This is a genomic window from Alcaligenes pakistanensis (genome assembly GCF_014652815.1).
GTDB lineage: Bacteria > Pseudomonadota > Gammaproteobacteria > Burkholderiales > Burkholderiaceae_B > Alcaligenes > Alcaligenes pakistanensis.
In genome coordinates, this window is sequence record NZ_BMZN01000001.1 from 891,072 (window position 1) to 915,255 (window position 24,184).

General features: G+C 55.7%; 20 protein-coding genes. 7 read left to right on the forward strand and 13 right to left on the reverse strand.

Features of this window, described 5'->3' with window-relative positions:
* Nucleotide 1: 1 nt before the first annotated feature.
* The 13 genes from IE156_RS04120 to IE156_RS04180 form a co-directional block, all read right to left on the reverse strand.
* Complete coding sequence (locus tag IE156_RS04120) at nucleotides 2–2,074, reverse strand: pilus assembly protein TadG-related protein (protein ID WP_189391179.1); 2,073 nt, start codon at nucleotides 2,072–2,074, stop codon at nucleotides 2–4.
* 34 nt (nucleotides 2,075–2,108) lie between these two features.
* Entirely contained in the window at nucleotides 2,109–2,588 is a 480-nt protein-coding gene (locus tag IE156_RS04125; protein ID WP_189391180.1) for a DUF3613 domain-containing protein, read from the reverse strand.
* 25 nt (nucleotides 2,589–2,613) lie between these two features.
* Nucleotides 2,614–3,615, reverse strand: coding sequence for a tetratricopeptide repeat protein (locus IE156_RS04130; protein WP_189391181.1), 1,002 nt, complete (start codon nucleotides 3,613–3,615; stop codon nucleotides 2,614–2,616).
* Between the two features lie 5 nt (nucleotides 3,616–3,620).
* Nucleotides 3,621–4,601 carry a type II secretion system F family protein gene (locus tag IE156_RS04135; RefSeq protein ID WP_189391182.1) on the reverse strand — a complete coding sequence of 327 codons (981 nt, stop codon included), beginning with the start codon at nucleotides 4,599–4,601 and terminating at the stop codon, nucleotides 3,621–3,623.
* A gap of 9 nt (nucleotides 4,602–4,610) precedes the next feature.
* On the reverse strand, nucleotides 4,611–5,534 hold the full coding sequence (locus IE156_RS04140; RefSeq protein ID WP_189391183.1) for a type II secretion system F family protein: 924 nt from the start codon (nucleotides 5,532–5,534) through the stop codon (nucleotides 4,611–4,613).
* On the reverse strand, nucleotides 5,535–6,869 hold the full coding sequence (locus IE156_RS04145; RefSeq protein ID WP_189391184.1) for a TadA family conjugal transfer-associated ATPase: 1,335 nt from the start codon (nucleotides 6,867–6,869) through the stop codon (nucleotides 5,535–5,537).
* A gap of 27 nt (nucleotides 6,870–6,896) precedes the next feature.
* Nucleotides 6,897–8,174 carry a CpaE/TadZ family protein gene (locus tag IE156_RS04150; protein WP_229840967.1) on the reverse strand — a complete coding sequence of 426 codons (1,278 nt, stop codon included), beginning with the start codon at nucleotides 8,172–8,174 and terminating at the stop codon, nucleotides 6,897–6,899.
* A 17-nt stretch (nucleotides 8,175–8,191) separates the two neighbouring features.
* Complete coding sequence (locus tag IE156_RS04155; protein ID WP_189391185.1) at nucleotides 8,192–9,526, reverse strand: type II and III secretion system protein family protein; 1,335 nt, start codon at nucleotides 9,524–9,526, stop codon at nucleotides 8,192–8,194.
* An 84-nt stretch (nucleotides 9,527–9,610) separates the two neighbouring features.
* Entirely contained in the window at nucleotides 9,611–10,561 is a 951-nt protein-coding gene (gene cpaB / locus IE156_RS04160; RefSeq protein WP_189391186.1) for a Flp pilus assembly protein CpaB, read from the reverse strand.
* The gene (locus IE156_RS04165) at nucleotides 10,558–11,049 is read right to left on the reverse strand and encodes a TadE/TadG family type IV pilus assembly protein (RefSeq protein WP_189391187.1); all 492 of its coding nucleotides are present in this window, start codon (nucleotides 11,047–11,049) and stop codon (nucleotides 10,558–10,560) included. The genes cpaB and IE156_RS04165 overlap by 4 nt, the downstream gene beginning before the upstream one ends.
* Entirely contained in the window at nucleotides 11,046–11,558 is a 513-nt protein-coding gene (locus tag IE156_RS04170; RefSeq protein WP_189391188.1) for a TadE family protein, read from the reverse strand. Before IE156_RS04170 ends, IE156_RS04165 begins: the two co-directional genes overlap by 4 nt.
* Nucleotides 11,558–12,118 carry an A24 family peptidase gene (locus IE156_RS04175; protein ID WP_229840968.1) on the reverse strand — a complete coding sequence of 187 codons (561 nt, stop codon included), beginning with the start codon at nucleotides 12,116–12,118 and terminating at the stop codon, nucleotides 11,558–11,560. Before IE156_RS04175 ends, IE156_RS04170 begins: the two co-directional genes overlap by 1 nt.
* Before the next feature lie 14 nt (nucleotides 12,119–12,132).
* Nucleotides 12,133–12,324: a Flp family type IVb pilin gene (locus IE156_RS04180; RefSeq protein WP_189391189.1), complete on the reverse strand. Its 192-nt coding sequence runs from the start codon at nucleotides 12,322–12,324 to the stop codon at nucleotides 12,133–12,135.
* A 683-nt stretch (nucleotides 12,325–13,007) separates the two neighbouring features.
* On the opposite strand from IE156_RS04180, the gene IE156_RS04185 reads away from it, so the two are divergent.
* The 7 genes from IE156_RS04185 (at nucleotide 13,008) to IE156_RS04215 (ending at nucleotide 24,113) form a co-directional block, all read left to right on the forward strand.
* Nucleotides 13,008–14,759, forward strand: a complete 1,752-nt coding sequence (locus IE156_RS04185) for a ShlB/FhaC/HecB family hemolysin secretion/activation protein (protein ID WP_229840969.1) — start codon at nucleotides 13,008–13,010, stop codon at nucleotides 14,757–14,759.
* 338 nt (nucleotides 14,760–15,097) lie between these two features.
* A complete protein-coding gene (locus tag IE156_RS04190; RefSeq protein ID WP_229840970.1) occupies nucleotides 15,098–16,909 on the forward strand; it encodes a collagen-like triple helix repeat-containing protein in 1,812 nt (603 codons plus the stop codon).
* Nucleotides 16,906–17,496 (forward strand): MarR family winged helix-turn-helix transcriptional regulator, encoded by a 591-nt coding sequence (locus IE156_RS04195; protein ID WP_229840971.1) that lies wholly within the window; start codon nucleotides 16,906–16,908, stop codon nucleotides 17,494–17,496. The genes IE156_RS04190 and IE156_RS04195 overlap by 4 nt, the downstream gene beginning before the upstream one ends.
* 230 nt (nucleotides 17,497–17,726) lie before the next feature.
* A complete protein-coding gene (locus IE156_RS04200) occupies nucleotides 17,727–19,676 on the forward strand; it encodes a collagen-like triple helix repeat-containing protein (RefSeq protein WP_229840972.1) in 1,950 nt (649 codons plus the stop codon).
* A 101-nt stretch (nucleotides 19,677–19,777) separates the two neighbouring features.
* Nucleotides 19,778–20,581, forward strand: a complete 804-nt coding sequence (locus IE156_RS04205) for a hypothetical protein (RefSeq protein ID WP_189391190.1) — start codon at nucleotides 19,778–19,780, stop codon at nucleotides 20,579–20,581.
* A 12-nt stretch (nucleotides 20,582–20,593) separates the two neighbouring features.
* Nucleotides 20,594–21,118: a MarR family winged helix-turn-helix transcriptional regulator gene (locus IE156_RS04210; RefSeq protein ID WP_189391191.1), complete on the forward strand. Its 525-nt coding sequence runs from the start codon at nucleotides 20,594–20,596 to the stop codon at nucleotides 21,116–21,118.
* Nucleotides 21,119–21,290: 172 nt separating this feature from the next.
* A complete protein-coding gene (locus tag IE156_RS04215; RefSeq protein WP_189391192.1) occupies nucleotides 21,291–24,113 on the forward strand; it encodes a M16 family metallopeptidase in 2,823 nt (940 codons plus the stop codon).
* Nucleotides 24,114–24,184: the final 71 nt, after the last annotated feature.

A 24,184-nucleotide genomic window follows, 5' to 3' on the forward strand; every position in this document is an offset into this window, starting at 1 on the left:
CCTACTGCACTAGATAGGCAGTACCGCACTGCACATCATGAAGTTTCACATCGGCCTCGACCAGGCTCAAGCCCAAGAGCTTCAGCAACTCTTCCAACAGCGCACTCAAGCCTTGCAAAACAGGGTCCAGCAAAGCAATGACCAGACTGAGCACAGCCCCAACCAGGTTGGAGTCCTTGAAGACCAAGGTCTCCACTGCACCCGTGCGGCAATCACGCATGGCTTTCGGGCCACCAATGCCAGCAACAACGCACGCCACATCACTTAAAGGAGCTCCTAGCAGCGTGGTCAACAAATTATCGACAAAGCCCAAAGTCCCACCCAAAACACCTATTAAACCGTTCTGGCTCATCGTGCGGGACAGCTGCTCCATCCGTTCCTTGGACCAGTTCATCTCGTTGACAACCGCCGAGACCGACCGGCCCGCTCCATCGCCCACCAGACTTTCCGCCATCTGGCGCTTGCCCGAAGCACCGCTCCAAGGGGTGTTCAGCAAGTCGCCCAAAATGCCGGATAAAACGGCATCCGAGAGCAGACTCACGCTACGAGTCAAATCCAGCTGCGTAGCATTAACGGTCTTTTCGGAAGGTTCGCCCGGTGGGGCTGTCAACGTGACATGGACCGGGTTTTTGGTATCGATCAAAGGCAAAGTGACTTTGGCCGTCAAGGGCAAAATACCCAGCACATTAATCACCCGATGGCGCTGAATCAGGCCAAAGGACTCGTCCTTGCAACTATTGCTGGTCGAGAAGAAATCCGAGTGCGGGAATTTGCCCAGGCACACATTTACCAGCGAAGAGCTGACGGCAATCGTGGCCTGATTATCGGCAATGGGAGGACGACAAACATTGACCAGTTCACCTGTGGCTTGGGACAGCTCAATAATGATGGGCAAGCTGACCTCTGTCCCCAATACTTTAAGAATCGGACCCGCCAGCGGAATCTTGGAGGTGTCCAGATTCAAATACACCCGTACACCAGCCGAGTTCGCCTTCGTCCCTATTCCACCCATTGCAATACTGGGAGGCTCAACCACCCGAACCCGCAGATCCAGAGCGTTATTGAACATATTCGTCAAACCTGAAGGCAGCGCCGTCAGGTTCAGGTCAATCAGATTCTTGCCGTTCGCCACCACCAAGCCCGTGTTGACCAACTGCAACACATCCAGATTTACGTTCAGCGCGGACAAGGGGTCCACGCCATTGATTATGGCCAAAATGCCACCATCACCTAGCAGTTTGACAGGCAGATCCAGAGGCCCCACGCCCAATAAGAGTTTGATGTACTCCTGCAAGGCCCCCACATCCAGGCCCAGTGTTTTCTGCTGATCCAGCAACTCCAAACTGGCGCTTAGCAAATCAGCCAGAGTCAGTTGTTCCAGGCGTGCTAATTCCTCAGGCGTGCCTACCCCTGCAATAACGGTTGCCGGTAACCCCAAGGCATTCAATAAACCTGAAGGGGTAATCTTGGCATTCACCAAACCCGCCGAATCCAGTACCGTCAATTGGTCCGGACGCAGACCCACCCCACGCAGCAGGTTATAGACCAGGCCATTGCGCTTCAAGGACAGCAAACGACTGCCCACGGAAAAAGTCGCTACTGGCTCACTACTCTTAGCCGTGGCAACGGCCTCGATCACCGATGAGGTAAAAAAGGGAAATAAGGAAGGCGGCTGATAGCTCAAATGCACTCGCACGGCATCAGCAGGCAATACCGGCGCAAAGCGCTGGTTCGGGTCGCTTTGGCCATTACTCCATTTACCGCAAAGCACTTTGGCACCATCGCCCGTCAAACCTGCAGCGGGGGAGTTCGGCTGGCTGCGCAAGCTGAACCGGGCCATATCCTGCCCTTGCTGGCAGCCCAGTGCATCCCCGGAACCCAAGGCCTGAGCACCAGCCAGAGCGGCCAAGTCGGCTGCATTTTGCAGATCTCGCTTGACGTAGAAGTTATGCCCCAAATGCGCAGCACCCAGCAGTACCAGCCCCACAAACAAAGCCGCTGCCGCCGGCACAATAATGGAACCCTGCTGCTTGTGTGCCTGTTCACTCTGGGTTCGAGTTCTTGCCCATTTCATGTCGATCTCCTAACCCGCTCTACCCCAGTGGGCCTTAATCACTACCGTTTGTTTTGACGCGCTCTTTCATGTATTCAGGAATAGGATGCTTGAAGCTATCCAAATAGCGCTCCCAAACCAGATTGGCCGCCGCGCCATGCACGGGCAAGGCCTTGCCTTCACGGTCAGGGTCAGCCTGCATACTGAGCAAACTGCGGGTATCCGGCCCTATTTCCAGACGTGGTGGGATATGACGGCGCTCGTTTTGCACATGCACAGGCAAGCCCTCCACTTCAGGCCAGGGATGTACTTGTTCATCACTCAAACGGTACTTCTCGTAGGGCTGGCGTTCAGTTGGCTCCGCAGAAGCAGCAGGTGTATGCACACCTTGATTACTGGCCGCTGCCGGGCTGGTACTAACCGGGTACGTATTGGTGCCAGAGACCATCGCCCCTGTCAGTGGCGGCTGTGTCTGTGCCCAGGCACCGCTGACAAGCAGCAAGCTGCAGCAGGCCAAAATGCGGGATCGGTTCATTTCGATATCCTTGAAAAAACGGCAATCAATTCATTGACGAGGACACAGGGCCCAGGCTCTCCAGCAAAGGCCGGTTCAGTCCTGCTTGCGTAGCGGAAACCACAGCACGGCCTCGAGTCGGATTTACCACCGGATTCTGGGCTTGAGCCGAACGATTCATCCCTGTCTGAGTGACGTTGCCGGATGGCGTGGGATTGAAAGCCAGCACCTGGGCTCTAGCCTGCTCATCCTGGGCAGCCGCCGCCATACGCAGCTCCTGCTGTTTTTGCTGTTGCTGGTGCGCATGCAACTGCTCCAACTCTTGACCAATCTGCTGGGCCATCTGTGCAACCGCTTGCTGAGTAGCCGGGTCCATGCCGGCTTGCTGCATTACAAAAGTGGCGCGCTGCGGCTCTTGGCTAACCAACAGATACAAGGCCATATTGCTGAGAATTTTGGGGTTATCCGGGGCCAGCTCGGCCGCCTTACCCAAGGCCAGCCGCGCATACTGAGGTTGGCCGGAACGCAAGTAGGCATAGGCCAGATCGCTTTGCAAAATTGCATTGGTCGGGTCTTGCTGAGCGGCCAGCTTCAAATACTGCGCGGCTTGATCAAAGTGTTGTTGCGAGCCGGCAATCAAACCCAGGCCTTGATACGCCCGCCCGGCAACCGGAGTCTTGATCAGCGCATTAAAGGTCTGTGCCGCCTGTTCCAGCTGCCCAGTTTGGCGCAGTGCCTCGGCTCGCAGCACCATGACTTCCGGGTCTGCTCCATATTCTTTTTCCATGGCCTCGGCATACGCTAAAGAAGCAAAGAACCGACCCTGCTTTTGCGTTTCTTCCAGCATGCGCACGGCCATTTGTTTGTCACTGGGTTTACGCTTTTCCCACTGTTCAATCTCTTTGCTCTGCAAAAAGGCCTCTTGTTCCTGCTGCTGGCGCACCAGTTCGTAGGCCGACTCCGTGGTGGAGCAAGCCACCAGCAAAGAGCTACCTAAACCCAGTGCCACCCAGCGCATCACGGGACGAATCCATGTCGACGTTTTCATCAAAGTCATCCTCCGGCCACTTGGCTCAAGCCACGGAACAAGGCCAGAAAACCTGACCCTGCGGTAATAATTAATAAGGCGGGCAATAGGGTCAGCACCATCACGCCGGTCATCTTCACGGTCAGTTTGCCCACTTTGGCTTTCAGCTCCAGGCGGCGTTGCTCGCGTAACCGCACACCAAATCGGTGCAGGGGTTCTTGCATCGCGCCACCGTGCTGGTCCACCTGCACAATCAGACGGCAGATGACGGCCAGGTCCTCATTGGTAAAGCCACTGGCCAGACGCTCCAGCGATTGCTCCCGAGTCCGGCCTCGAGCATATTGCTCGACCGCAATGGTCAGCTCTGATCCCATGACTGGAATCACGTCATGAAACTCTCGTTCGATGGTGTGCAAGGTCTGATCCATGGACAAGCCCACCCCTTGCAACAGACGCAGCAAATCCACGAACAACGGCAGTTCAGACGCAATCCGTACACGACGTTGGGCCACCCGCCGTGACAGCCACCATTTAGGCAACATCCAACCCACGGCGAAGCCGATGAAAACGGAGACAAAGGGTACGAACTCGTTCAAGCGGCGTGTCATGGGCAGCAGGCTGAACAGAACAATCAAGGCAATGCTTAAACCCACCCGACTCAGTACGAAATACTGACGCGCCACATCAATGTGCTTGAAGCCTGCATTCATAATTAGCAGGCGGTCCTCCTCGCTTAGCAAGCTGCTGCCAAAGCGTCCTTTCAGCCAGCGCTCGCCCAGACTGCCTGCCTGCATCTTGATCTGTTCCACCGTCTGGCGAGACTGGCTGCTTGCCTGCGTCATGTGTGGAACACCTTTCAGGCGCTCATCCACCACCTGGCTCAAACGCGAGGCTTGCTGACGCTGCTGCCAGTAGTTGTGAAACCACAAGGCAAACAGGATCAGACCAGCCAGGGCGCAAGCAAGGGCTCCCCAGACCAGAACGGTTTGTGCTTCCAAGGCCATCATGTCTTGCTCCTAGACATTGCGTGCCATCCAATACAGCCAATAACACCCCACCCCCTGCAAGATTGCAGCGAACAGCAGCATGCGAAACCCCACCGGGTCGTTCCACATGGTCAAGAACAACTCGTTATTGAAAATCAGGATGTAGATACCAATCAGGATCGGCAATAAAGCCAGAATCCAGGCCGACAAACGCACCTCCGCCGACAGGGCTACCAGTTCACTGCGCGCGTTTTCCCGGTCACGCATGAAACCAGCCATACGCTCCATGGTCTGATCACTGCGGCCACCAAAACGCATCGCCACACTAATTACCGCCGCCACCAAAAACAGCTCATGCAAACCATGCTGGCGCGATACCGCGCGCAAGGCCACATCCAGATCCTGGCCTGAACGATGCAGGGAATTGGCATCTTGCAAGACATGCCCTAAAGGCTGCGGGGTATTTTCGGCAGCATTCAGAAAAGCTGCGCCCATGCTGTTGCCAATGGTGATCAAGCGCACCATCAAATCCAGAAAATCAGGAATTTGCGACACAATCTTGCGGTGGCGCTTATCGCTGCGAAACCACAAAAAGGTATACGCCCCCAATAAAGTGGCGACCAGCATTGCCACGCCCGCCACGGGGCCCACCAAAGCCAGTAAGACTGCAGGTGGCACCAGCGTTCCCAGCAAAAGAAACAGGTAAAAACGGCGCGACGGCTGAATACCGGTGCGCAACATGAATTCCCGCCACCCTTTAGGCGCACTTAGCCAGGCATCCTGAACGGCTGGCTGCATCCGTACACTGCTCTGTACCGCCGGGCGCAAAGCCAGTTGCTGCTCCAGCACCTGCGCCGAACGTTGGGCCTGCTGGCGCTGAGCGCCTTTAGCCCACAAGAGCAAGGCACCCAGCGTCAGAATGACAGCCGCCAAAGCGATATACAAAGCGATCATTTAGCGTCTCCAATCCCAGAAGCCACCGCCATCTTTAGACGGATTCTCCTGAGCCTGAACCTGCTCATTCGCCAATTGATCGCGATACTGCATCAGCTTGCGTGTATGCGGGTGAATACCCAGGCTGACCCAGCGGTCTTGCTCCGTGCCATCGTCCAGCACATAGGATTCGTGGCGATACAGCTCTTGCATGGCAATCACACCATCGCCCATCCCCGTGATTTCGGTAATGGACAGCACGCGTCGCTTGCCATTGGGCAGACGCCCAATCTGAATAATGAAATCCAGTGCGCTGGCAATTTGTCGGCGCAAGCTGTCCTCACTGCCTTGAAAGCCGGCGAAACCAGCCAGCATTTCAACGCGATACACACATTCACGCGGCGAGTTGGCGTGGATGGTTGCCATAGACCCTTCATGGCCGGTGTTCATGGCTTGCAGCATGTCGATTACCTCGGCACCGCGAACCTCCCCCACCACCACTCGGTCCGGGCGCATCCGTAAACTATTGCGCAACAGCTCGCGAATGGAGATCTCGCCGCTGCCGTCGTAACCAGCCTGACGCGCTTCCAGCCGCACCACATGTGGGTGATTCAAGGCCAGTTCAGCCGTATCTTCTACCGTCACCACCCGCTCGGTTTTGGGAATGTAAAAGGCCAAGGCATTCAGCAACGACGTCTTGCCCGAGCTGGTTCCACCTGAAATCAGAATATTGCAGCGCGAGGACACAGCGGCTTGCAGCAAACGGTCCACAGGTTCATCAAAGGCGCCCAGACGCATCAGGTCCTGAGGCTTGAGCGGGTCCTTGCGAAACTTACGGATGGAGACCATGGGGCCATCCACCGCCAAAGGGTGAATGACCACATTCAGGCGGCCACCATCGGGCAGGCGGGCATCGACCATAGGCACGGACTCATCCAGCCTGCGCCCCAAGGGAGCCAGAATACGGCGCACGATGCGCAGCACGTGCTGGTCATCGGTAAAGCCGCTGGGTTCTGGGCCCAAAATACCGCCACGCGACACAAACAGCTTGTCGTAACCGTTGATCAAAATATCTTCAACGGCCGGGTCTTCCAGCAGGTCTTCCAAGGGCCCCAGGCCTGCCAGCTCGCGCGTCAACGCCTGCACGATCTCCCGAACTTCCTGTTCGTTAACCGGCACCCGTTTCAAGCGAACGAAACTGGCCAGCTCGATACCCACAAAGTCCTGAATGGCCTGCCGGGTCCAGCGGCCAAACTCGGCCCCCAACTCTTCGATGCGAGCCAGCAAATGTTCATGGGCCTGCTCCCGGACCTGAATCAGGTCGGGACGCCCACCGAGCAATGAAGTATTGTTCATGCCTTACTTTTCCATGCTTGGGCCTGATCAGCCCCCGAACCTGAATTTCAACCGTCCCAAAACTGTACTGACCTTGTTTTGTGACAGCCCCTGTCTGCGTCCCGTCAAACCCGTTGCCAGACTTTGCAGGGCACGGGTATACGGGTCCTTCTCATCGACTTGCACCAAAATCTTGCCCAAGCTGGCGCTACGCATATGGCCCAAGCGTCGGTCCGGCAAGACAGCCGCCAGCTCCAGGCCAAAACGCTCCGCAATGGCCTGCCCGGAAAAACCGTAGGCAGGATCAAATTGGTTAACCACCAAACGCACATTGGCCAAGGCATCAAACTGGGCCCGCAGAGCCAGAAACTCAGCCAGCGACACTAAGGCGCCCATGCTTTGATCTGTCACCACCAGCACCTCGTCCACCAGCGACTCCAGTTCCACCAGAAAACGAGGATTGGGAAAACCACCCGCATCAATCACCAGGCAGCCCATGCGTTCACGCAAATAGCTGCACAGCCCCAGCGAATCTTCCAGACTAATTTGATTGAGGGTGTTCACATCGGCGGGCAGGGACAAGAGGTTGAGCCCACTACTGTGTTGCGCCAAGGCAGAGTGCAGCATGGTGTCGTCCATACGGTGCCGTTGCGAAGCAGCCTGGATAAAGTCAAAGTCCGACCCCAATCCCATGTACAAAGCGCAGTCGCCAGTAGGGGCGCCCAAGTCCAGCAAACCTACTCGTTCGGGTAGAGGCACCAGTTCTACAGGTAGGGGTTTAGCCGAGGACAAGCCCCGTACCTCTTTGCCCAAGCGATTCATCTCTTGCTGCAACAACCAGGACAAACTGCTGGCGATAGTGCTACACCCCACACCGATACGCGCGCCCATCAGCAAGACGCTGCGAAAGGGCTTGTCCAGCAAAGGACTGTGTTGGGTTTGGCCCAGCCTTTCGATCAAAATCTGCAACTGCTGCTGCAGGTCCTCGTTGGTATCCAGATTCAGAAACTCATTGGCTCCCGCTCGCAAGGCGTTAACCGGCCCTTGCGGCACCGAAGCACGCCCTACTGCCACACGCTGCACACTGGCATCCAAACGGGCCAGACTGCGAACCAGAGTCACAATCTGTCCGTTCTCTTCACCATGCTGCCCATGGGCAAAATCAAAAAACACCAAAGGTTCCGCTTGCTGGGCCAACTCCCGGCGCAAGCTCTCGGTGCTCGGTTCAATAGCTCGCACCGTCAACAGGCCGGCAGCGGCCGTGTTGATCATCACAGCCAGCTCGGGGTGCTCTGTACACAAGAGATATTCCCGATATCGTTGCACGTCACCACTCCTCGCGCTTAGCGCGAAAATCCTGGCATCTGCTCGTAACCATGACGGCCCAGCAAGAAGTAACCCCAGGCATTAGGCGCGTCATCCAACTTTTCCTGACGTCCACCGGGCAAGGCAATCGTGGCCCCTTTCTGAATCGGCTTGATCAGACGCGGTGTCACAACAATGACCAGTTCCAACTCTTTTTGGCTGTACTGCACGTTGCGAAAGAAGCTACCCAAAATGGGCAAATCACCCAGGAAGGGAATCTTATTGACGGAGGCTGCCGTTTGACGCGACACCAGACCGCTGATGATGTAGCTCTCGCCATCACCCAACTCAATCGTGGTGTCGGCGCGGCGGGTTCGTAAGGAAGGCATCACACCGCCACCGGGCATCTCCACCACCCGCGAGTAATCCAGATCACTGGCTTCAGGGGCGACCTTCAAAGCGATGCGGTCAGGGGACAAAACTGTTGGCGTCACCGTCAGACCAATACCAAAGGGTTTGTATTCCACCGTGGTCGTGCCCAAACCGCCCGAACTAGGGATAGGAATTTCACCACCGGACAGAAAGCTGGCGCTATGACCAGACATGGCGACCAAGGTCGGTTCCGCCAACACACGAGCCAGGCCGTTTTGCTCCAGCAGATTCAAAGCGGCGCTGAAGTTACGCGAGTTGTAAGCCAAGCTCAAACCACCGCTTAAGGCCTGAGGTAACAAATTCATGCCGCCGGACCAAGGTTTCCCCCCGATGGCATTGGCACTCAAACCAATGTCTTTCGCTACATCGCGCGAGACTTCCACCACTTTGACTTCCACTTGCACCATGCCACTGGTGCTGACCTCGGACAGGTCTAGCACAGCAGCATCTGGACCTGCACCAGAACGTGCGGCGGCCATGGCATCTTGATGATCCAGCAAGGAAGGGCTACTGCCCGTGATCAAGGACTGTTGTCCTGCACTGGACACCTGGGCCGACATGGGGCGGCCCGATTGCGCCAGTTGCTGCTGCACCTGACTAGTCACTTCCACTGTCCAGCGCTCGGGATTGCTGCGACCCGGCATCCAGACGCGCAAATCCGCTGTACCAGCCCGCTTACCGATCAGTAGCACCTCGCCCCGCTGCCCAGACGACGAGGACAGGATTTGTACATCCGCCACGCTGTCATCACTGATTGCCACACGCTGTGGAACTTGCGGCAAACGCAAAATATCCTGATCGTTGGCCACCAGCCGAATCACCTTCTGGCTGGCGCTGGTCTGAGCCGTTTGCGCCATAACTGGCATGGGCGCCAAACCTGACAAGCAGAGCGCATACCAGCACCCCAAACCCAGACCTGCTTTTTTGATTTTCTGTCTCATGTGTTTAATCCATGCTGCCTTGCGTCGCTTCCCGTCAACCGCCACCAGCAGGCTGACCCGTCCCCACAACAAGCTCTTGATTACTTAATACTGAATGACTTCCACGCGCCCCCCGCGAATCACCTCTGTGCGGCGTGGTGGGGCGGCATGCGGCTCACCACCGGCAAGGGCCCGTGCTTGCACCTGTTCTTTTTCCGTCTGGCTGATCGAGAATTCACGCAAGCCCAAACCGGCCATGGCCCGGTTATCTGGCAATTTCAAGGCGTCGCGCTGTTCAGCATCCAGGCTGGCGCGAGCAGGGATCAGCCCGGCAAACTCGGGGAATAAAGAGGCGTCAGGCAGACTCTCGTCCATCGGTGCACGCAAGACCAATTGCAGACTGCCGCTACGGCTGGCCAGCAACAGCTCGTTCACCGACTCCAGGGGAACTGCCAGCATGGCGTGACGCGCTTGGGTATCTGCACGAGTGGCGCTGGCTTCTGCCGGATCCGGCCCGGACAAGGACGCACCGCCATAAGCCAATACACGTACGCGCGGCATCAACAAACGGGCCTGAGTGTCTTTGACCTCGTTATTGCTATTGAAGGTGATGAAGATATCCACTAGATCACCCGGCTCGACGCGGTGACTGGCGCCCGAGATTAAGTCAATTGGGATGCTGACCGCCCGCTCACCGGTTTCCAGATAACTGGCCAGGCTTTTGGCGATAAAGCTGCTCAAGACAGGCTGCCCCTGCTCCAGATCAAAACGCAAGGTTTTGCCTGCCAAAGCCTCCAAGGTATTGAAAGACTGGGCCGGAGCAGCTGGCCACTGAGCCAATTGCAAGGCGTCTGCCTGCAAGGTTTCCCCGGCTTTCAGATCGCGCTTAACGACCACCACAGCCTGCAAAGCAGCTGCCGGCTCCTGGTTTGACGCGCTGGCCACAGGCTGAACCACAACGGGTTCAGGTTTCATGCCCAAGTACAGGGCAAATGCAACCAATACAGCTGCTATCAGCAATAAAAGGACTGCCGCCCCCTTCATAATGCCGCTCATTGAGGTCGTCTCCGTAGTACGAGTAATGTCTTGGCACTTAGCGTGCGCAGTTGATCTTCTTCATCTGGCTCAGAACTGAGCAGATCCAGGGTTTGAGAAAGAATTCCGGGCTCCATGTCCAGCTTCAGGGACAGTTGGGCGCAGTCGTACTGAGGCTCCGCCGCACAGGCTTGGGACTGGACATTCGCGCTGAGATCGCCAAACCAATGCAGGAACGAATCACTCTTGGCTTTGCCCTTGCCATAGTTTTCTGCCAGCTCTTTATTTACAAAGGGCTCAATCTCATCCGCGTTTTTGACATGCATGGTCACTTGGCGGGACAAGTCGCCCACTAAATGACTCATTTTTTGTTGTGCCAAAAACAGCGAGCTAAACGTGATGATGCCGCTGAAAACCAGCAAGAGAATTCCCACCATCAAAGCAAACTCAATAGCGGCAACACCTTGCTGACGGCCTGCAGATGTGGGGGGAAGAAGGCGGTGACTCATGGCGTGCCCCCCCTATTTCCCATTTCCCCGGCAACCATCAGATTGATCTGGGCACGGCCTTTCAACTGTTCGGGGACGACCAGCGCAAATAAGGTGTCGGGTGCAAAGCGAGGAATCAGTGGAGCTTGAAGATAGTCGTACTCAATGCCCACCAGCACGTCGTCTTGCTGCAAGGTAGCGCTGACTCTCACATGCTCGCTGCCTACCCAATTGCTTAACCATTGAACCTGATCGGCCGCTACTGCCTGCGCTCTATCTGCACGCGCCTGCAAGCGCTCCAGGCCTGCGACAGGACCAGTACCCGGATCGATCAAGGCAGCGCGCGCACCGGACTCGGCGGCGAAATTCAAAGACTGCTGCGCGGTCATGATCAGACCGAAAGTCAGCAATCCATAAATGAAGAGAAACAGCAATGGGAACACCAATGCAAACTCCAGCGCGTAGGCTCCGTATTGATATTTTTTATCTACGCCACGCCGCGTCGGTAATTGGCCCTCTCGTGGGGGCATTATTGATTTTGCATCCATACCCACCCCATTGTTGCAAGGGATAACCAAGCCCCTAAGGGCACACTACGCGCTTTGACTCGGGTCCCCGGCAAAGCGAATCCGTACTTACGTTCCAAAGACGGTATCAGCACTAGTACTAAGGCATGCAAACCCGCCAGTACTGTGGCAAACAACACCACCATCCCTGCTTCTTTCCACCCCAAGGCCAGGCCCAGCACGGCCATCAACTTCACATCTGCTGCGCCCATCAAACGTAATAACCAGATTGGATAAAACACCAGCAAAGCCGCTGCAAAACCGATCAGGGAGTCTCCCCAGCCCGCCACCCATCCCCAGGGCAAGCCATAAAACACACTGACAGCTACCTTATGCAGCAGTACTGCCAAACAGTAAAAAACCAGTAACGAATTAGGGATTTTCCGGAGTTTCAGATCGCTATAAGCAATCTGAGCCGAAAAGAAAAGCAGAATAAAAACAAAAGAAAGATTAATTAAATCGTGCATAAGCATCAGCCATTCAAGCCAAAAGGCACAGCCAAGCTTGAATTGGCTGATGCTCAAACAAAGATAAAATTTTAATTTGTTCCAGCTGCTGTTGTTGCGCCAGTAACAGCGGTTGACACTGCTTTGAACATCGCCTTTAGGTCCGTTCCCACTGCTGTCAGCGTGGCAATAATCGCCACAGCGATTAGCCCGGCGATCAGGCCGTATTCAATCGCCGTTGCACCGTCTTCATCGTTCCAGAATTGCTGTAGTTGAGTCTTCATGACAGTCCCCATTTAAAAAGAAAGAATCATCCTCAAAGGCGAGGATTAAAGGCCCCGCGGGGCACAACACTTTGCCAACTTTGGCAACTTCCACTACTAACCGTTATCAATTTTTGTATTTTTGAGATGAAATCATCTTAAACCCAGGTATGTATATGTTTTTACTAGGGTTTACGTGTAACACACGTCAAATACACAAACGAATTCTAGCTCAAAGATACGAAAAACGCATGATTGTGTATTTACAACAGCGAATTCCCCATAGAAAAAGACCAAAAAACAGCTAATTTGAAACCTTTACTTACCTAAGTTGTGTCTAAGTTTGCTAATGTTACTGTTTCTATCATTTCAAAATGCAACAATAGACACTCCGTTTTACCTATGAAGACGGTAGAAGCCACTGCTTTAATTACTTGATAGAAAGTAGTTTTTTTCCGATCCCCTGTTACAAGCAAGGGAAAACCCCTGTAGAGCGAAGTAAGCACGAATACAGCGATAAAGGACTGTTTGTTCACGCACTAAATCAGGGCTAATTTTTTTACGTTTCAAAATGTAATAGTTAAGGTCTTTTAAAACCGCAACTCAAAACAAGACCCTTTCAAACAGCAAAAAGTGACAGAGAAGATAAACTACGGCACAGTAGAAAAAAGCGCCCGATTTTCAGCTAATAATGATTAATGAATATGAATCCCAAGCACTACTTGCCACTGGCCTGTCTTAGAAAAAAAAATCCCAGCCTGATTGCGAGCCTGGGATTGTTTATGGGTCTGGCTACCGTAAGCCTGAATAGTCAGGCAGACGCCCCATTACGGGGAAACCCCGTTGACTCCTTGCCCCCTATCAACGCACCCGCCCCCAGTACCCGCACTCCTTCACTCAATATTCCACCTGCGGCAGCTCAGAGCCAGCTACAACAACAGCTTCAACTACAACTGGTCGTGCGTACCTTTGATGTCAGTGGCAGTCGCAGTGTTCCTTTTGAGCAGATCACTGCCATTTTGGAACCCCTGGCCGGTAAAACGGTTAGCATCGCGCAGTTGATCAATGAGGTGAACAAGATCACCGCGCTGTACCAGCAGCAGGGCTACCCCCTGTCCTTTGCCATCTTGCAGCAACAGGATTTCTCGCAGGGGCACATCAAAGTGACGGTGGTCGAAGGTCATGTCGGCAGTGTCCGCATTGAGGGTGACCCCGGCCGCAGTCAGGCTCGTATTGAACGCATTGCCCAAGCCATGGTGGATGAGAAGCCTTTGACCCAGCGTACGCTGGAGCGCACCATGAACCTGCTGCGTACGGTGCCTGGTTTGAAAATCGATCCCAAGCTGGACATGCCCGTTCGCACCGACGGGGCTTCTGAACTGCTCATCAATGCACAGCACAAATCATTCAGTGCCAATGCCAGCGTGGCAGAAATGGGGTCCAGCAAACAAGCGCTGGTACAGCTCAGTGCCAATAGCCTGACTCCCTTAGGGGAGGAGCTGAAACTAACCGCTGCCATTCCCACCAGTTCCGAGGACGTCAAGTACATCAGCGGTAATCTGACTATTCCTCTGAATGGCGATGGTCTGGCTCTGGAGATTGATGGCTATCACTATCGTTCCACGCCACGCGACGAAGTCCTGGAAAGCCAGGGCTGGAATCGTAAAGTCATTAACGAGCGCATTGGGGCAGCGATCAGCTACCCCTTTATTCTGAATAATCAAAGCAGCCTGAAAGGGACAGCGGGCTTTTACGCCAGCCGCTCCCTGGATGACTACACGCACAAAACCCTAGATAACGTCTGGATTGAAAACACCACAGACGTACGCGCCCTGAAAGCCGAGCTTCGTTACACCGATGCCTCGCCGCGCCAATCCCGCGAGATCAACCTGGGGGCCTACAAAGGTCTGGACGCCATGGGCGCGCGTAAAACCTTGAATACCTATTTGCAGCGCGACCTCGAATCAGACATGGATCTGAACTTCACCCGCTGGACGGCATCGATCAAGCAAAACCTAGCCTTGCCCGGCCAGTTTGGTATGAGTTTTTCGGCCAGTGGTCAGTACAGCTCGAACGTACTGCCCAATTCCGAGCAAGTCTCTTTTGGAGCCTGGCGCCACGGTTATGGCTATCCACAAGGGGAAATGGCGGGCGATAAAGGGGTGGGGGCTACCCTAGAACTGAACCGGCGCTTTACGAACTCGTCCAGCTGGCTCAATAACATCCAGCCTTACATTGCCTATGACTGGGCACGTGCCTGGTACAACCTGGACAGGCTCAATAGTTACAACAACCGCAGTTTGCGCTCCGCCGCTATTGGGGTTCGCCTGTCCAACAACAAGCATTATCTGTTTGATATCAACGTCGCCAAGCCATTGGGCGATCTGCCCGTCAACTCTGATGAGCGCAAACTACGGTTGAACACCAACTTCCTGTTCTTCTACGACGGCTTTTAAGCACCACTTCGACAGCGTTTCAGCGCTTATCTTTCCTCCAGGCCATCGCAAGATGGCCTTTTTTGTGTTCTATCCAAGCCTATTCGAGCCCTAGGTGTTACGAAAAACGTTACGTAACAGGAACGGAACACCGGGCACAAACAGCCCCATACAGGCTTAACTCAATCCCAAAACAGACAAGGATGGCAATTCTAAAAAACACAAAAACCAAGACAACACTATGTTTTATAAGAACAAAAATAAATAACATAGCCAAATAAAAAACTTGGCATGTCATTTGCTTAATGTCTATCAACAGCCCCTTGAGGGCGTGCTTACACTTCAAATCGGAGTCAGACATGAAAGCAAGGAATTCAGCAAGAAAAGCCTCGGTACAACGCACTTTGCAACGTACTGTTGTGGCCACACTGGTCATCAGCGCCGCCGTCCTGGCCGGTTGCTCCTCGCGCGGCGGGGTGCGCGATGGTCTGGAGGTGTCCGTGCGCCCACCCGTTGTTGACCCCGGTCTGCCTAACCCCGGTGACGGCGGCAACGGTGGTGGTAACAATGGCGGCGGTAATAACGGCGGTAACAACGGTGGCGGCAAAGACAATAGTCTGACCCAAAATGCCTTGGGTAATCTGGGCCAGGCAGTGGACAACGTGATCCCTCTTAACCTGGGCAAAACCGGCAATCAGCTGGGCCAGACACTGGACGGCGTTCTGAAACCTGTCACCAACATCGTCACAGACACAACGCGCACTGTGGGCGGTGTCACCGGGCTGGGACAACCGGTCAATGGCCTGACCCAGCAAGTCGGTGGTGTTGTCACCAATCTAGGCGGTCAACTGAGCAAGACTGGCCTACCCCTGAATCTGGGTGAAGGCGCTGGTGGCCTGCTCTCTCATCTGGGCCAGGCAGTCGGTTCGGCCGGGGGCCTGCTGGTCAACGACCCCAAGAATCCAAACCCTCTGGGTAATACCCTGCACCACGCTACCAAAGGCGTAGAAGTGCTGACAGGTGCATTGCTGGGTGAAGGCAGTTTGCTGCACCCACTGACTGCGCAATTGGGTTTAGGTGGCATTTTGCTGGCTGACAGCGGTGAACCTGTGCTGAAACCTGCACTGGGCAATGTCGGCCAAACCGTAGACAACATTCTGCCCCTGGGTTTGAATCCCATTCTAGGTGACGTCGGTGGGGCATTAGATAATACCGTGGCACCCATCGCCGCTACCGTCACCAACGTGACTCAGCAAGTGGGCGATGGCCTGGGAGTTGGCCAGCCAATCCATGCCTTGCTGGGCGGTGTGGGCAGCGCCTTGGGTAATGTAGGCGGCAAGCTAGACAATGCAGCTCCTTTGGGGCTGGGTGGTGTCGTGAGTCACCTGGGTCAGGCTGTGGCATCGACCGGCGGCTTGCTACACAAGACAGAGGCCAACACCAACCCACTGGGCAATACATTGAATCACGCTACACAGGCCGTCGCCTCCTTGACGGGCGGGCTGGGCGGCATTACGGGTGGTGAGGGCGGCGGCTTGCTGGCCCCGGTCACCAATCTGGTGGGGGGGTTGACCGGCGGCTTGGGCGGTGGCGACGCAGCTAGTGGTGGCTTGCTGGCTCCAGTCACCAATCTGGTGGGCGGTTTGACTGGCGGCTTGGGCGGTGGTGACGCGACTAGCGGTGGCTTGCTGGCTCCAGTCACCAATCTGGTGGGCGGTTTGACTGGCGGCTTGGGCGGTGGTGACGCAGCTAGTGGTGGCTTGCTGGCTCCAGTCACCAATCTGGTGGGTGGTTTGACCGGCGGCTTGGGCGGTGGCGACGCAGCTAGTGGTGGCTTGCTGGCTCCAGTCACCAATCTGGTGGGTGGTTTGACCGGCGGCTTGGCTGGCGGTGATGCTGGCAACGGTGGTTTACTCGCACCAGTAACCGGGCTCTTGGGTGGAATTACTGGCAGCGTCTCGATAGGCGGTGGCGCTGCAGCTGAAGGACAGGCCGGTGGCGGTCTGCTGGCACCTGTCACTGGTTTGGTGGGTGGCTTGGTGGGTGGCTTGACCGGGGGTGTCAACGTACAGGCCAACGCAGGTGCAGCCGGTGAAGGACAAGCTAATGGTGGATTGCTGGCCCCTGTGAACGGCTTGCTCGGCGGCCTGCTGGGAGGTGGCAGAAAATGATGAATAAGGTCATGAATCCGGTCAGCCTGCCCGTGAATTTTCACCCTGGTGCGCAAAGCGCAGGGGCACGGGCCAACTGGTCCTCTCACACCGATGAAAACGCCATGCTGTCAGAAAAGATGTTGATGGACCTGGGGAAAATGCTGGGTCGTCAGTTCACCATCTACGCAGAGGCCCTGAAAGCCAGTTTGGCCGAACAAGCCAGCATGCCCTTGAATGACTTCAAAGCACTGGAATACATCATGGAGTTCGATGCCTTGCCCACCGGCCAGCTCGCCCATCTGATGGATCTCAGCGCCAGTGGAGTCAGTGCCCTGATCAACCGCCTGGAACACCGGGGCTACATTACTCGTGGTCGCCATCCTTTGGACAAACGAGTCATTGCCCTGCATCCGGTCATAGACAAGTGCCGTGAGGTTCTTGCTGTCAAAGAACGGGCCATCAACCAGGCGATCAACACAGCGGCCAGTCAAAACCCTGCCCAACTGATCGCCATGTACGACTTTCTGGTCGATAGTATGAGCACCTTCAGGCAGAACACCAAAGCCTGGCTGGATGCCAAGGCACTGGTGCCACGGGCCTCCTGAACGTCTAGTCTGATCACACTGAACCGCTGCTTGCCAGCGGTTCTTTTTTTGTTACGTAACACGTTCCGCCCCGTGCCCAAAACCCGTAACAAATAGCCCTCTTTTTTTCTTGCATTTTCGCTCATCACCAATCTGAATGCGGCTTACAGACCAACTCATAAGTTGGCACGAGAATTGCTTCAATAGATTCAGGAAGCAAGCAAATACCCGATCATTAATTGGAGCAAGCAATGCATAAGAATACAGACAGCAAGAAACCAGGCCTGCGCCTGACTCTCCTGGCCACCTTGATGGTCAGCACCTTGGCCTTGACCGCCTGCGGCAGCCTCTCCGGTGGCGGGTCTTCTGGATCTGATAACTCTGTCCCCACGAACCCAGGCACCGGCGGTGGAACGGGTGGCGGTGATAACGGCGGTGGCGACAACGGCGGCGGCGATAACGGCGGCGGTGACAACGGCGGAGGCGATAACGGCGGCGGTGACAACGGCGGCGGTGACAACGGCGGTGGCGATAACGGCGGCGGTGACAACGGCGGTGGCGATAACGGCGGCGGTGACAACGGCGGTGGCGATAACGGCGGCGGTGACAACGGCGGCGGCGACAACGGCGGTGGTGACAACGGCGGCAACCCGCCCACTCGCACTCCCGGCCCCTTGGAAACCACATTGAATAATGTAGGTGAGGCCGTTGATAACGTCCTGCCAGTCGGTCTGCAAGATACTGGCGGCAAACTGGGCAAGACGCTGGATACAGTTGTCGCCCCAATCATCGACACCACAACCGGCCTGACTCAGCAAATCGGTGGTGCTACCGGCTTGGGTCAACCTGTTAATAGCCTGCTGGGACAAACTGGCGGTGTTGTTGCCAACCTGGGTGAGCAACTGGGTAATAGTGGCTTGCCATTGAATCTGGGCCAAGGCGTAGGCGGTCTTCTGACCGGTCTGGGCAATGCAGTGGGAAGCACGGGCGGCCTGCTGCATGCTGACCCCAATAATCCCAATCCATTGACTGCTGTTCTGGGTCACGCTACAGGCGGCGTTGCTGCATTGACGGGCTCCCTACTGGGCGAAGGCAGCCTGCTGTATCCGCTGACAGGTCAGTTGGGCTTAGATGGTTTGCTGAGCGGTGCGGATGCCGCTCCCATCCTTGAACCTTCCCTGGCAAACGTAGGCCAGACTGTCGACAACATCTTGCCTATCGGGTTGAACCCAATCCTGGGCAATGTAGGCGAAGCACTGGATACCGTGGTTGCTCCTGTCGGCGCCACTGTGACTCTGGTCACTCAACAAGTAGGTGACGGCCTGGGCGTTGGCCAGCCTATCAATGCCTTGCTGGGCGGCGTAGGCAGTGCCTTGAGCAATGTCGGTGGCAAGCTGGACAATGCTGCTCCTTTAGGACTGGGTGGTTTCGTAAGTAACTTGGGTCAGGCCGTGACCTCGACCGGCGGCTTACTGCACAAGACAGAGGCCAACACCAACCCGCTGGGCAATACCCTGAATCACGCCACGCAAGCAGTCGCTTCTTTGACCGGCGGGCTGACAGGTAATGGTGAGGGTGGCCTGCTCTCTCCAGTAACCGGTTTGCTGGGTGGCTTAACAGGTGGGTTGGGCGGCGGCGGTGACGCCACAAACGGTGGCCTGCTCGCCCCCGTGACCGGTTTGCTGGGCGGTTTGACTGGCGGTCTGGGTGGTGCTGGTGATGCCACAAACGGCGGCCTACTCGCCCCCGTAACCGGTTTGCTGGGTGGTCTGACTGGCGGCCTGGGCGGTGCCGGTGATGCCACAAACGGCGGCCTACTCGCCCCCGTAACCGGTTTGCTGGGTGGTTTGACTGGCGGCCTGGGCGGTGATGCTGCTAACGGTGGCTTGCTCGCTCCTGTAACCGGCTTGCTGGGCGGTGTAACAGGCGGCCTGGGTGGTGATGCTGCAAGCGGTGGCTTGCTCGCTCCTGTCACTGGCTTAGTTAGCGGTTTGACGGGTGGCGGTGACGCTGCGAACGGTGGCGGCTTGCTGTCCCCCGTAACTGGCCTGGTTGGTGGCTTGCTAGGCACAGCAACGGTCAGTGTTGATGTGAATGCTTCGGCCAACGCGGGTGGTGAAGCCGCTGCAGGCGCGAACAACGGTGGCTTGCTCGCTCCAGTTAACGGCCTGCTCGGCGGTTTACTGGGCGGTCGCCGCTAAGAAACAGCTTGGGGCGTACGCGCCCCAAGCTTTTAACACTAGACCTCTCCCCTCCCCGGCTAACGCTGCTGAACAATCCTGATGACCATCTGGAGTAAGCCATGACTACCAATCCACGTAAGCATTTTGCATCTGGTGGCATTGTTTTGTTCAGCCTGCTGGGTCCCATGCTCGCAACATCGGCTCAGTCAGAAGGGATAGGTATGGATCACATGCCTACCTCCGCCATATTGAATACAGCACAAAGTGTCACTGCGGCGGCACTGGTCACTTCTTCGCCCAGCCCTGCAGAAACAACGCTGCGCAATCTAGATGCGACCATAAACAATGTACTTCCAACACGCCCCCCCTACTTTCATCTTGAACAGCCTGTTTTTATAGAAGCACTTGAAGAGATCACGGTCTACGAAGCACGCATCAAGGAGGCTCTTGATAAGGGCTATGTCGTTTCATCGATGGGCGAAAAAATCACTCTTCTAATACCTGAATCTATAGATGCACTAGGGCGAGTCGTCGAACAATCAAATCTCCCGCCACAGCTAAGGCAGACATCCACGGCTTTACTTAATAGTGTCGGTAACACGATTGGCAGTGCTGGCGCCGTGCTTTATGACGATCCCGCCCAGCCCTATCCGCTGAGCTCCGCACTAAGTCACGCGACAGGTGGGCTTGCGGCGGCGACTGGCACTCTCTTTCAGGGCAACAATCCACTGCAATCTCTGCACGGTTCACCCACTGGTGGTGGACTGATTGGCAATGAGTCCGCCACAGGCTTACTCGCTCCTGCAGCCAATCCGGTAAGTGGGCTTAACAACAGCCTCCCCACAGACACAAGCACTAAACAAAGCCTGCTAGCCCCCGTCACTGGACTGGTCAGCGGACTGTTGAACGGCCCACCACGTTAAGGACCTTTGTGTATGCCCGATAAACAGCCCCTGACAACAACTTGGACCCAAGCCGAAGCTAAAGACGATGTTTTGTCAGGGCATATGCAAAGCGACATTGTGCGCATGATGCTTCGTCAGTTTGATGTGTATATCGAAGCGAACAAGCACCAGTTGGCACGAACAGCGGGACTGAGCCTGAACGAGTACAAAGCACTGGAGTTTGTGCTGGAACTTAAACCTCTTTCCCCTGGCAAGCTGGCTCAATTACTAAATTTAAGCCCCAGCGGTACGCACGCCCTGATTACACGTTTGGAAAGTGCAGGTTACCTGCTGCGCAAACCCCATCCACGCGATGGACGCATGACCAGCCTGTATCCGAATCACGAACGGTGCAAACGCCTGATTGCCAGCATGGACGAGCCTGCCCATTACATTATTGATGCAACGGCACACTACAACGCCAGCCAGCTCAGCGCTCTTTATGATTTTTTGCTCAAGAGCCTGGGGCATTTGCGTGAAGATGCCTTGCACAGGCTCAAACGCAAACCCACGTAAAAGCCAGACCGTTTTCTTGCTGTTTTGCCCACCAGTACCCCTGGTGGGCTTTTTTTTGGTGGAGCAGGACATTTGCAGGGAGCACTGCCTACCCAGCTAAACGGCCCCATGCTACAAAAGACAGTGGTCGGCTTAGCTGGCTTTTTATCGCTAAAACCGTAAGGATGTGTTCATGAAACTCTCTGTACTGATTGCCGCCCTGCGCTTGCGTCATCTGGCAGGGGCCGCATTGATGTCTAGCTCGCTGGCTGTCTATGCGCTGCCCGTAGGCCTGGCCCAAGGCCCCTCTGTCGAAGGCGTCACTCAATACACTCTGGACAATGGCCTACGCCTTGTTCTGGCCCCCGACGACTCCAAGCCCACCACCACCGTCAATATGACGTATCTGGTGGGTTCCCGACACGAGAACTACGGGCAAACTGGCATGGCCCACCTGCTGGAGCACATGCTGTTTCGCGGTACGCCTACCTTGCGCAATGCGCTGGGCGAATTCTCCAAGCGCGGCCTGGAAGCCAATGGCACCACCTCCAGCGATCGCACCAACTACTTTGCCAGCTTTGCTGCTGACCCTGAAACCTTGAAATGGTATCTGGATTGGCAAGCGGATGTCATGGTCAACGCCCTGATCGACAAGCAAGATCTGGTGGCAGAAATGCCTGTGGTGCGCAATGAAATGGAAAGCGGCGAAAACAGCGCTTTTCGGGTTCTGATGCAAAAGCTGACAGCCGCCGCCTACCAATGGCACAGCTACGGCAAGACCACGATTGGTGCCCGCTCGGATGTAGAAAATGTAGATATTGAGCAATTGCGTAAGTTCTACCATGACTACTATCAACCCGATAATGCCGTGCTCTTTGTGACCGGGCAGTTCGATACCGAACAGACACTGGAAACTATTGCCAAGGCCTTTGGCTCTATCCCCAAACCCGCCCGTACCCTGCGTCCCGAATACACGGTTGAACCGGTACAGGATGGCACTCGCACCGTCACCTTGCGTCGCCACGGCGGCACACCCTTGATCATGTCGCTGTACCACCTACCCAGCGCCGCCAGTCCTGACTATATGGACCTGAGCCTGGGAGTCAGCGCGCTAGGCGACACCCCAAGCGGGCAGTTGTACAAAAACCTGGTCAACAAGAACTTGGCCACTAGTGTCTTTAGCTTTGACTCGGAAAGCCACGACCCCGGCTATGCTTTGTTTGGTGCCGAGCTGAAGCCGGACATGGATCAGCAAAAAGCCTTGAAAGCGATGAATGACACGCTCGAAGGCCTGTCCAAATCACCGCTAAAAGAGAGTGATCTAGAACGTATTCGCAGCCAATGGATGACGGGTTGGACACAAACCTATGCCAACCCCGCCAGCTTGGCCAGCGCCCTGTCCGAAGCCAGCGCTAGCGGTGACTGGCGCTTGTTCTTCTTGCAGCGTGACCGCGTAGAAGCGGCCAAACTACCGCAAGTTCAAAAAGCGCTGGAAACCTGGCTGGTTGCCAGCAACCGCAGCAATGGTTTGTACATCCCCACTGAAAAACCTGTGCGTGCTCCCGAAGCCAACACAGTTGATGTGGCCAAGCTCGTTCAAGACTACAGTGGCAAAGACACAGGCAAAGCGGTAGAGGCATTTGATCCTAGCCCGGCCAACATTATGGCCCGCACGGATCTGCAACCCCTGTCGCTGGGCAAAGGTCTAGGCGAGGTAAAAATGGCGCTGCTGCCCAAAGGCACCCGTGCTGAACGTGTCGAAGCCCGTTTGTCGTTCAAGTTTGGTTCACCCGATCAGCTCAAAAACCAGACAGCCGCCGCTGCGGCCGTCGCCAGCCTGCTGACAACCGGCACCAAAAAGCTGAATCGGGAGCAAATTTCCGACCAGTTCACCGCCCTGCAAACCCAGTTCAGCACCAGCGGTTCCAATGGCCGCCTGTATCTGAGCCTGTCTTCCACCAGGGAGAACCTGCCCAAGGCCATTGCTCTGGCACTGGATGTCCTGCGCAACGCCAACTTCCCGGAAGACGAATTGCAGAAGTACCAGCAAGCAGTCGTCACCCAGCTGAAATCGGCCAGCACCGAACCTGCCGCCTTGGCGAATCAGGCTATCGAGCGCTATACCAACCCTTGGCCCAAAGACGACATCCGCTACATCCCCAGCTTTGAAGAAGGCATAGAGCGGGTGCAGGCGGTGACGATCAAGCAAGTGCGGGACTTCCATCAAAAATTCTACGGCACTGGCGATGTTGCCTTTAGCGCCGTGGGCGATTTTGATAAAGAACAGGTGCGCAAAGCCTTGTCTGATGGTTTGAACGGCTGGCGCAAAGCCCCCGTTTATGAGCGTCCCGACGACCCACTACAAACGGTGGTCCCCAAGCTGTTTGACATCAACACCCCAGACAAGGCGAACGCTTTTTACCTGGCCGATCTGGGCCTGAAGCTACAAGACAGTGATGCCGACTTCCCGGCTGTCTATCTGGCCAACTACTTGCTGGGCCTGTCTGAAACCTCCCGCCTGTGGAACCGTGTGCGCGTGGAGGATGGCCTGTCCTACAACGTACGCAGCCAAGTGGATGCCTCCAGCTTTGAGCCCCATGGCTCTTGGTCGGTTTACGCCATCCACGCTCCCAGCAACAGCCAAAAGCTGAGTGACACTATTGAAGAAGTATTGGCGACAACGCTGAAAGATGGCTTTAGCGAGCAAGAGGTCAAGGAAGGCGTCAATGCCTTGCTGAACTACCGTCGTCTGTCACGTAGCCAGGATACGGTTGTCAGCAGCGCATGGCTGAACTACCTGGACTTGGGCCGCAGCTTCGAGTGGTCAGAGAAGATGGACCAGGATCTGCAAAAGCTCAATGCTGAACAGGTTAATGCAGCCTTGCGCAAATACCTGAAACCCAAAGAGATGGTAATTGCCATTGCGGCGGATCAGGAACGCCAAAAACAAGGCACAGCAACACCAGAACCAGAGGCAGCAGAACAAGCCCCTGCTCCACTAGAGGCTCAGCCTTGATCAGTTAGCCAAGGCCTGTTCAAACTGGCGTAAAAAAACCCGGTACCTAGGTACCGGGTTTTTTATTGCCT

Excerpts from the sequence above, each read along its gene's own strand:
- IE156_RS04170 (WP_189391188.1), bottom strand. The coding sequence starts at position 11,558 with ATGCCCCCACGAGAGGGCCAATTACCGACGCGGCGTGGCGTAGATAAA.
- IE156_RS04130 (WP_189391181.1), bottom strand. The coding sequence starts at position 3,615 with ATGAAAACGTCGACATGGATTCGTCCCGTGATGCGCTGGGTGGCACTG.
- IE156_RS04140 (WP_189391183.1), bottom strand. The coding sequence starts at position 5,534 with ATGATCGCTTTGTATATCGCTTTGGCGGCTGTCATTCTGACGCTGGGT.
- IE156_RS04200 (WP_229840972.1), top strand. The coding sequence starts at position 17,727 with ATGCATAAGAATACAGACAGCAAGAAACCAGGCCTGCGCCTGACTCTC.
- IE156_RS04120 (WP_189391179.1), bottom strand. The coding sequence starts at position 2,074 with ATGAAATGGGCAAGAACTCGAACCCAGAGTGAACAGGCACACAAGCAG.
- cpaB (WP_189391186.1), bottom strand. The coding sequence starts at position 10,561 with ATGAGCGGCATTATGAAGGGGGCGGCAGTCCTTTTATTGCTGATAGCA.
- IE156_RS04180 (WP_189391189.1), bottom strand. The coding sequence starts at position 12,324 with ATGAAGACTCAACTACAGCAATTCTGGAACGATGAAGACGGTGCAACG.
- IE156_RS04210 (WP_189391191.1), top strand. The coding sequence starts at position 20,594 with ATGCCCGATAAACAGCCCCTGACAACAACTTGGACCCAAGCCGAAGCT.
- IE156_RS04125 (WP_189391180.1), bottom strand. The coding sequence starts at position 2,588 with ATGAACCGATCCCGCATTTTGGCCTGCTGCAGCTTGCTGCTTGTCAGC.
- IE156_RS04195 (WP_229840971.1), top strand. The coding sequence starts at position 16,906 with ATGATGAATAAGGTCATGAATCCGGTCAGCCTGCCCGTGAATTTTCAC.
- IE156_RS04205 (WP_189391190.1), top strand. The coding sequence starts at position 19,778 with ATGACTACCAATCCACGTAAGCATTTTGCATCTGGTGGCATTGTTTTG.
- IE156_RS04190 (WP_229840970.1), top strand. The coding sequence starts at position 15,098 with ATGAAAGCAAGGAATTCAGCAAGAAAAGCCTCGGTACAACGCACTTTG.
- IE156_RS04215 (WP_189391192.1), top strand. The coding sequence starts at position 21,291 with ATGAAACTCTCTGTACTGATTGCCGCCCTGCGCTTGCGTCATCTGGCA.
- IE156_RS04145 (WP_189391184.1), bottom strand. The coding sequence starts at position 6,869 with ATGAACAATACTTCATTGCTCGGTGGGCGTCCCGACCTGATTCAGGTC.
- IE156_RS04165 (WP_189391187.1), bottom strand. The coding sequence starts at position 11,049 with ATGAGTCACCGCCTTCTTCCCCCCACATCTGCAGGCCGTCAGCAAGGT.
- IE156_RS04185 (WP_229840969.1), top strand. The coding sequence starts at position 13,008 with ATGAATCCCAAGCACTACTTGCCACTGGCCTGTCTTAGAAAAAAAAAT.
- IE156_RS04155 (WP_189391185.1), bottom strand. The coding sequence starts at position 9,526 with ATGAGACAGAAAATCAAAAAAGCAGGTCTGGGTTTGGGGTGCTGGTAT.
- IE156_RS04135 (WP_189391182.1), bottom strand. The coding sequence starts at position 4,601 with ATGATGGCCTTGGAAGCACAAACCGTTCTGGTCTGGGGAGCCCTTGCT.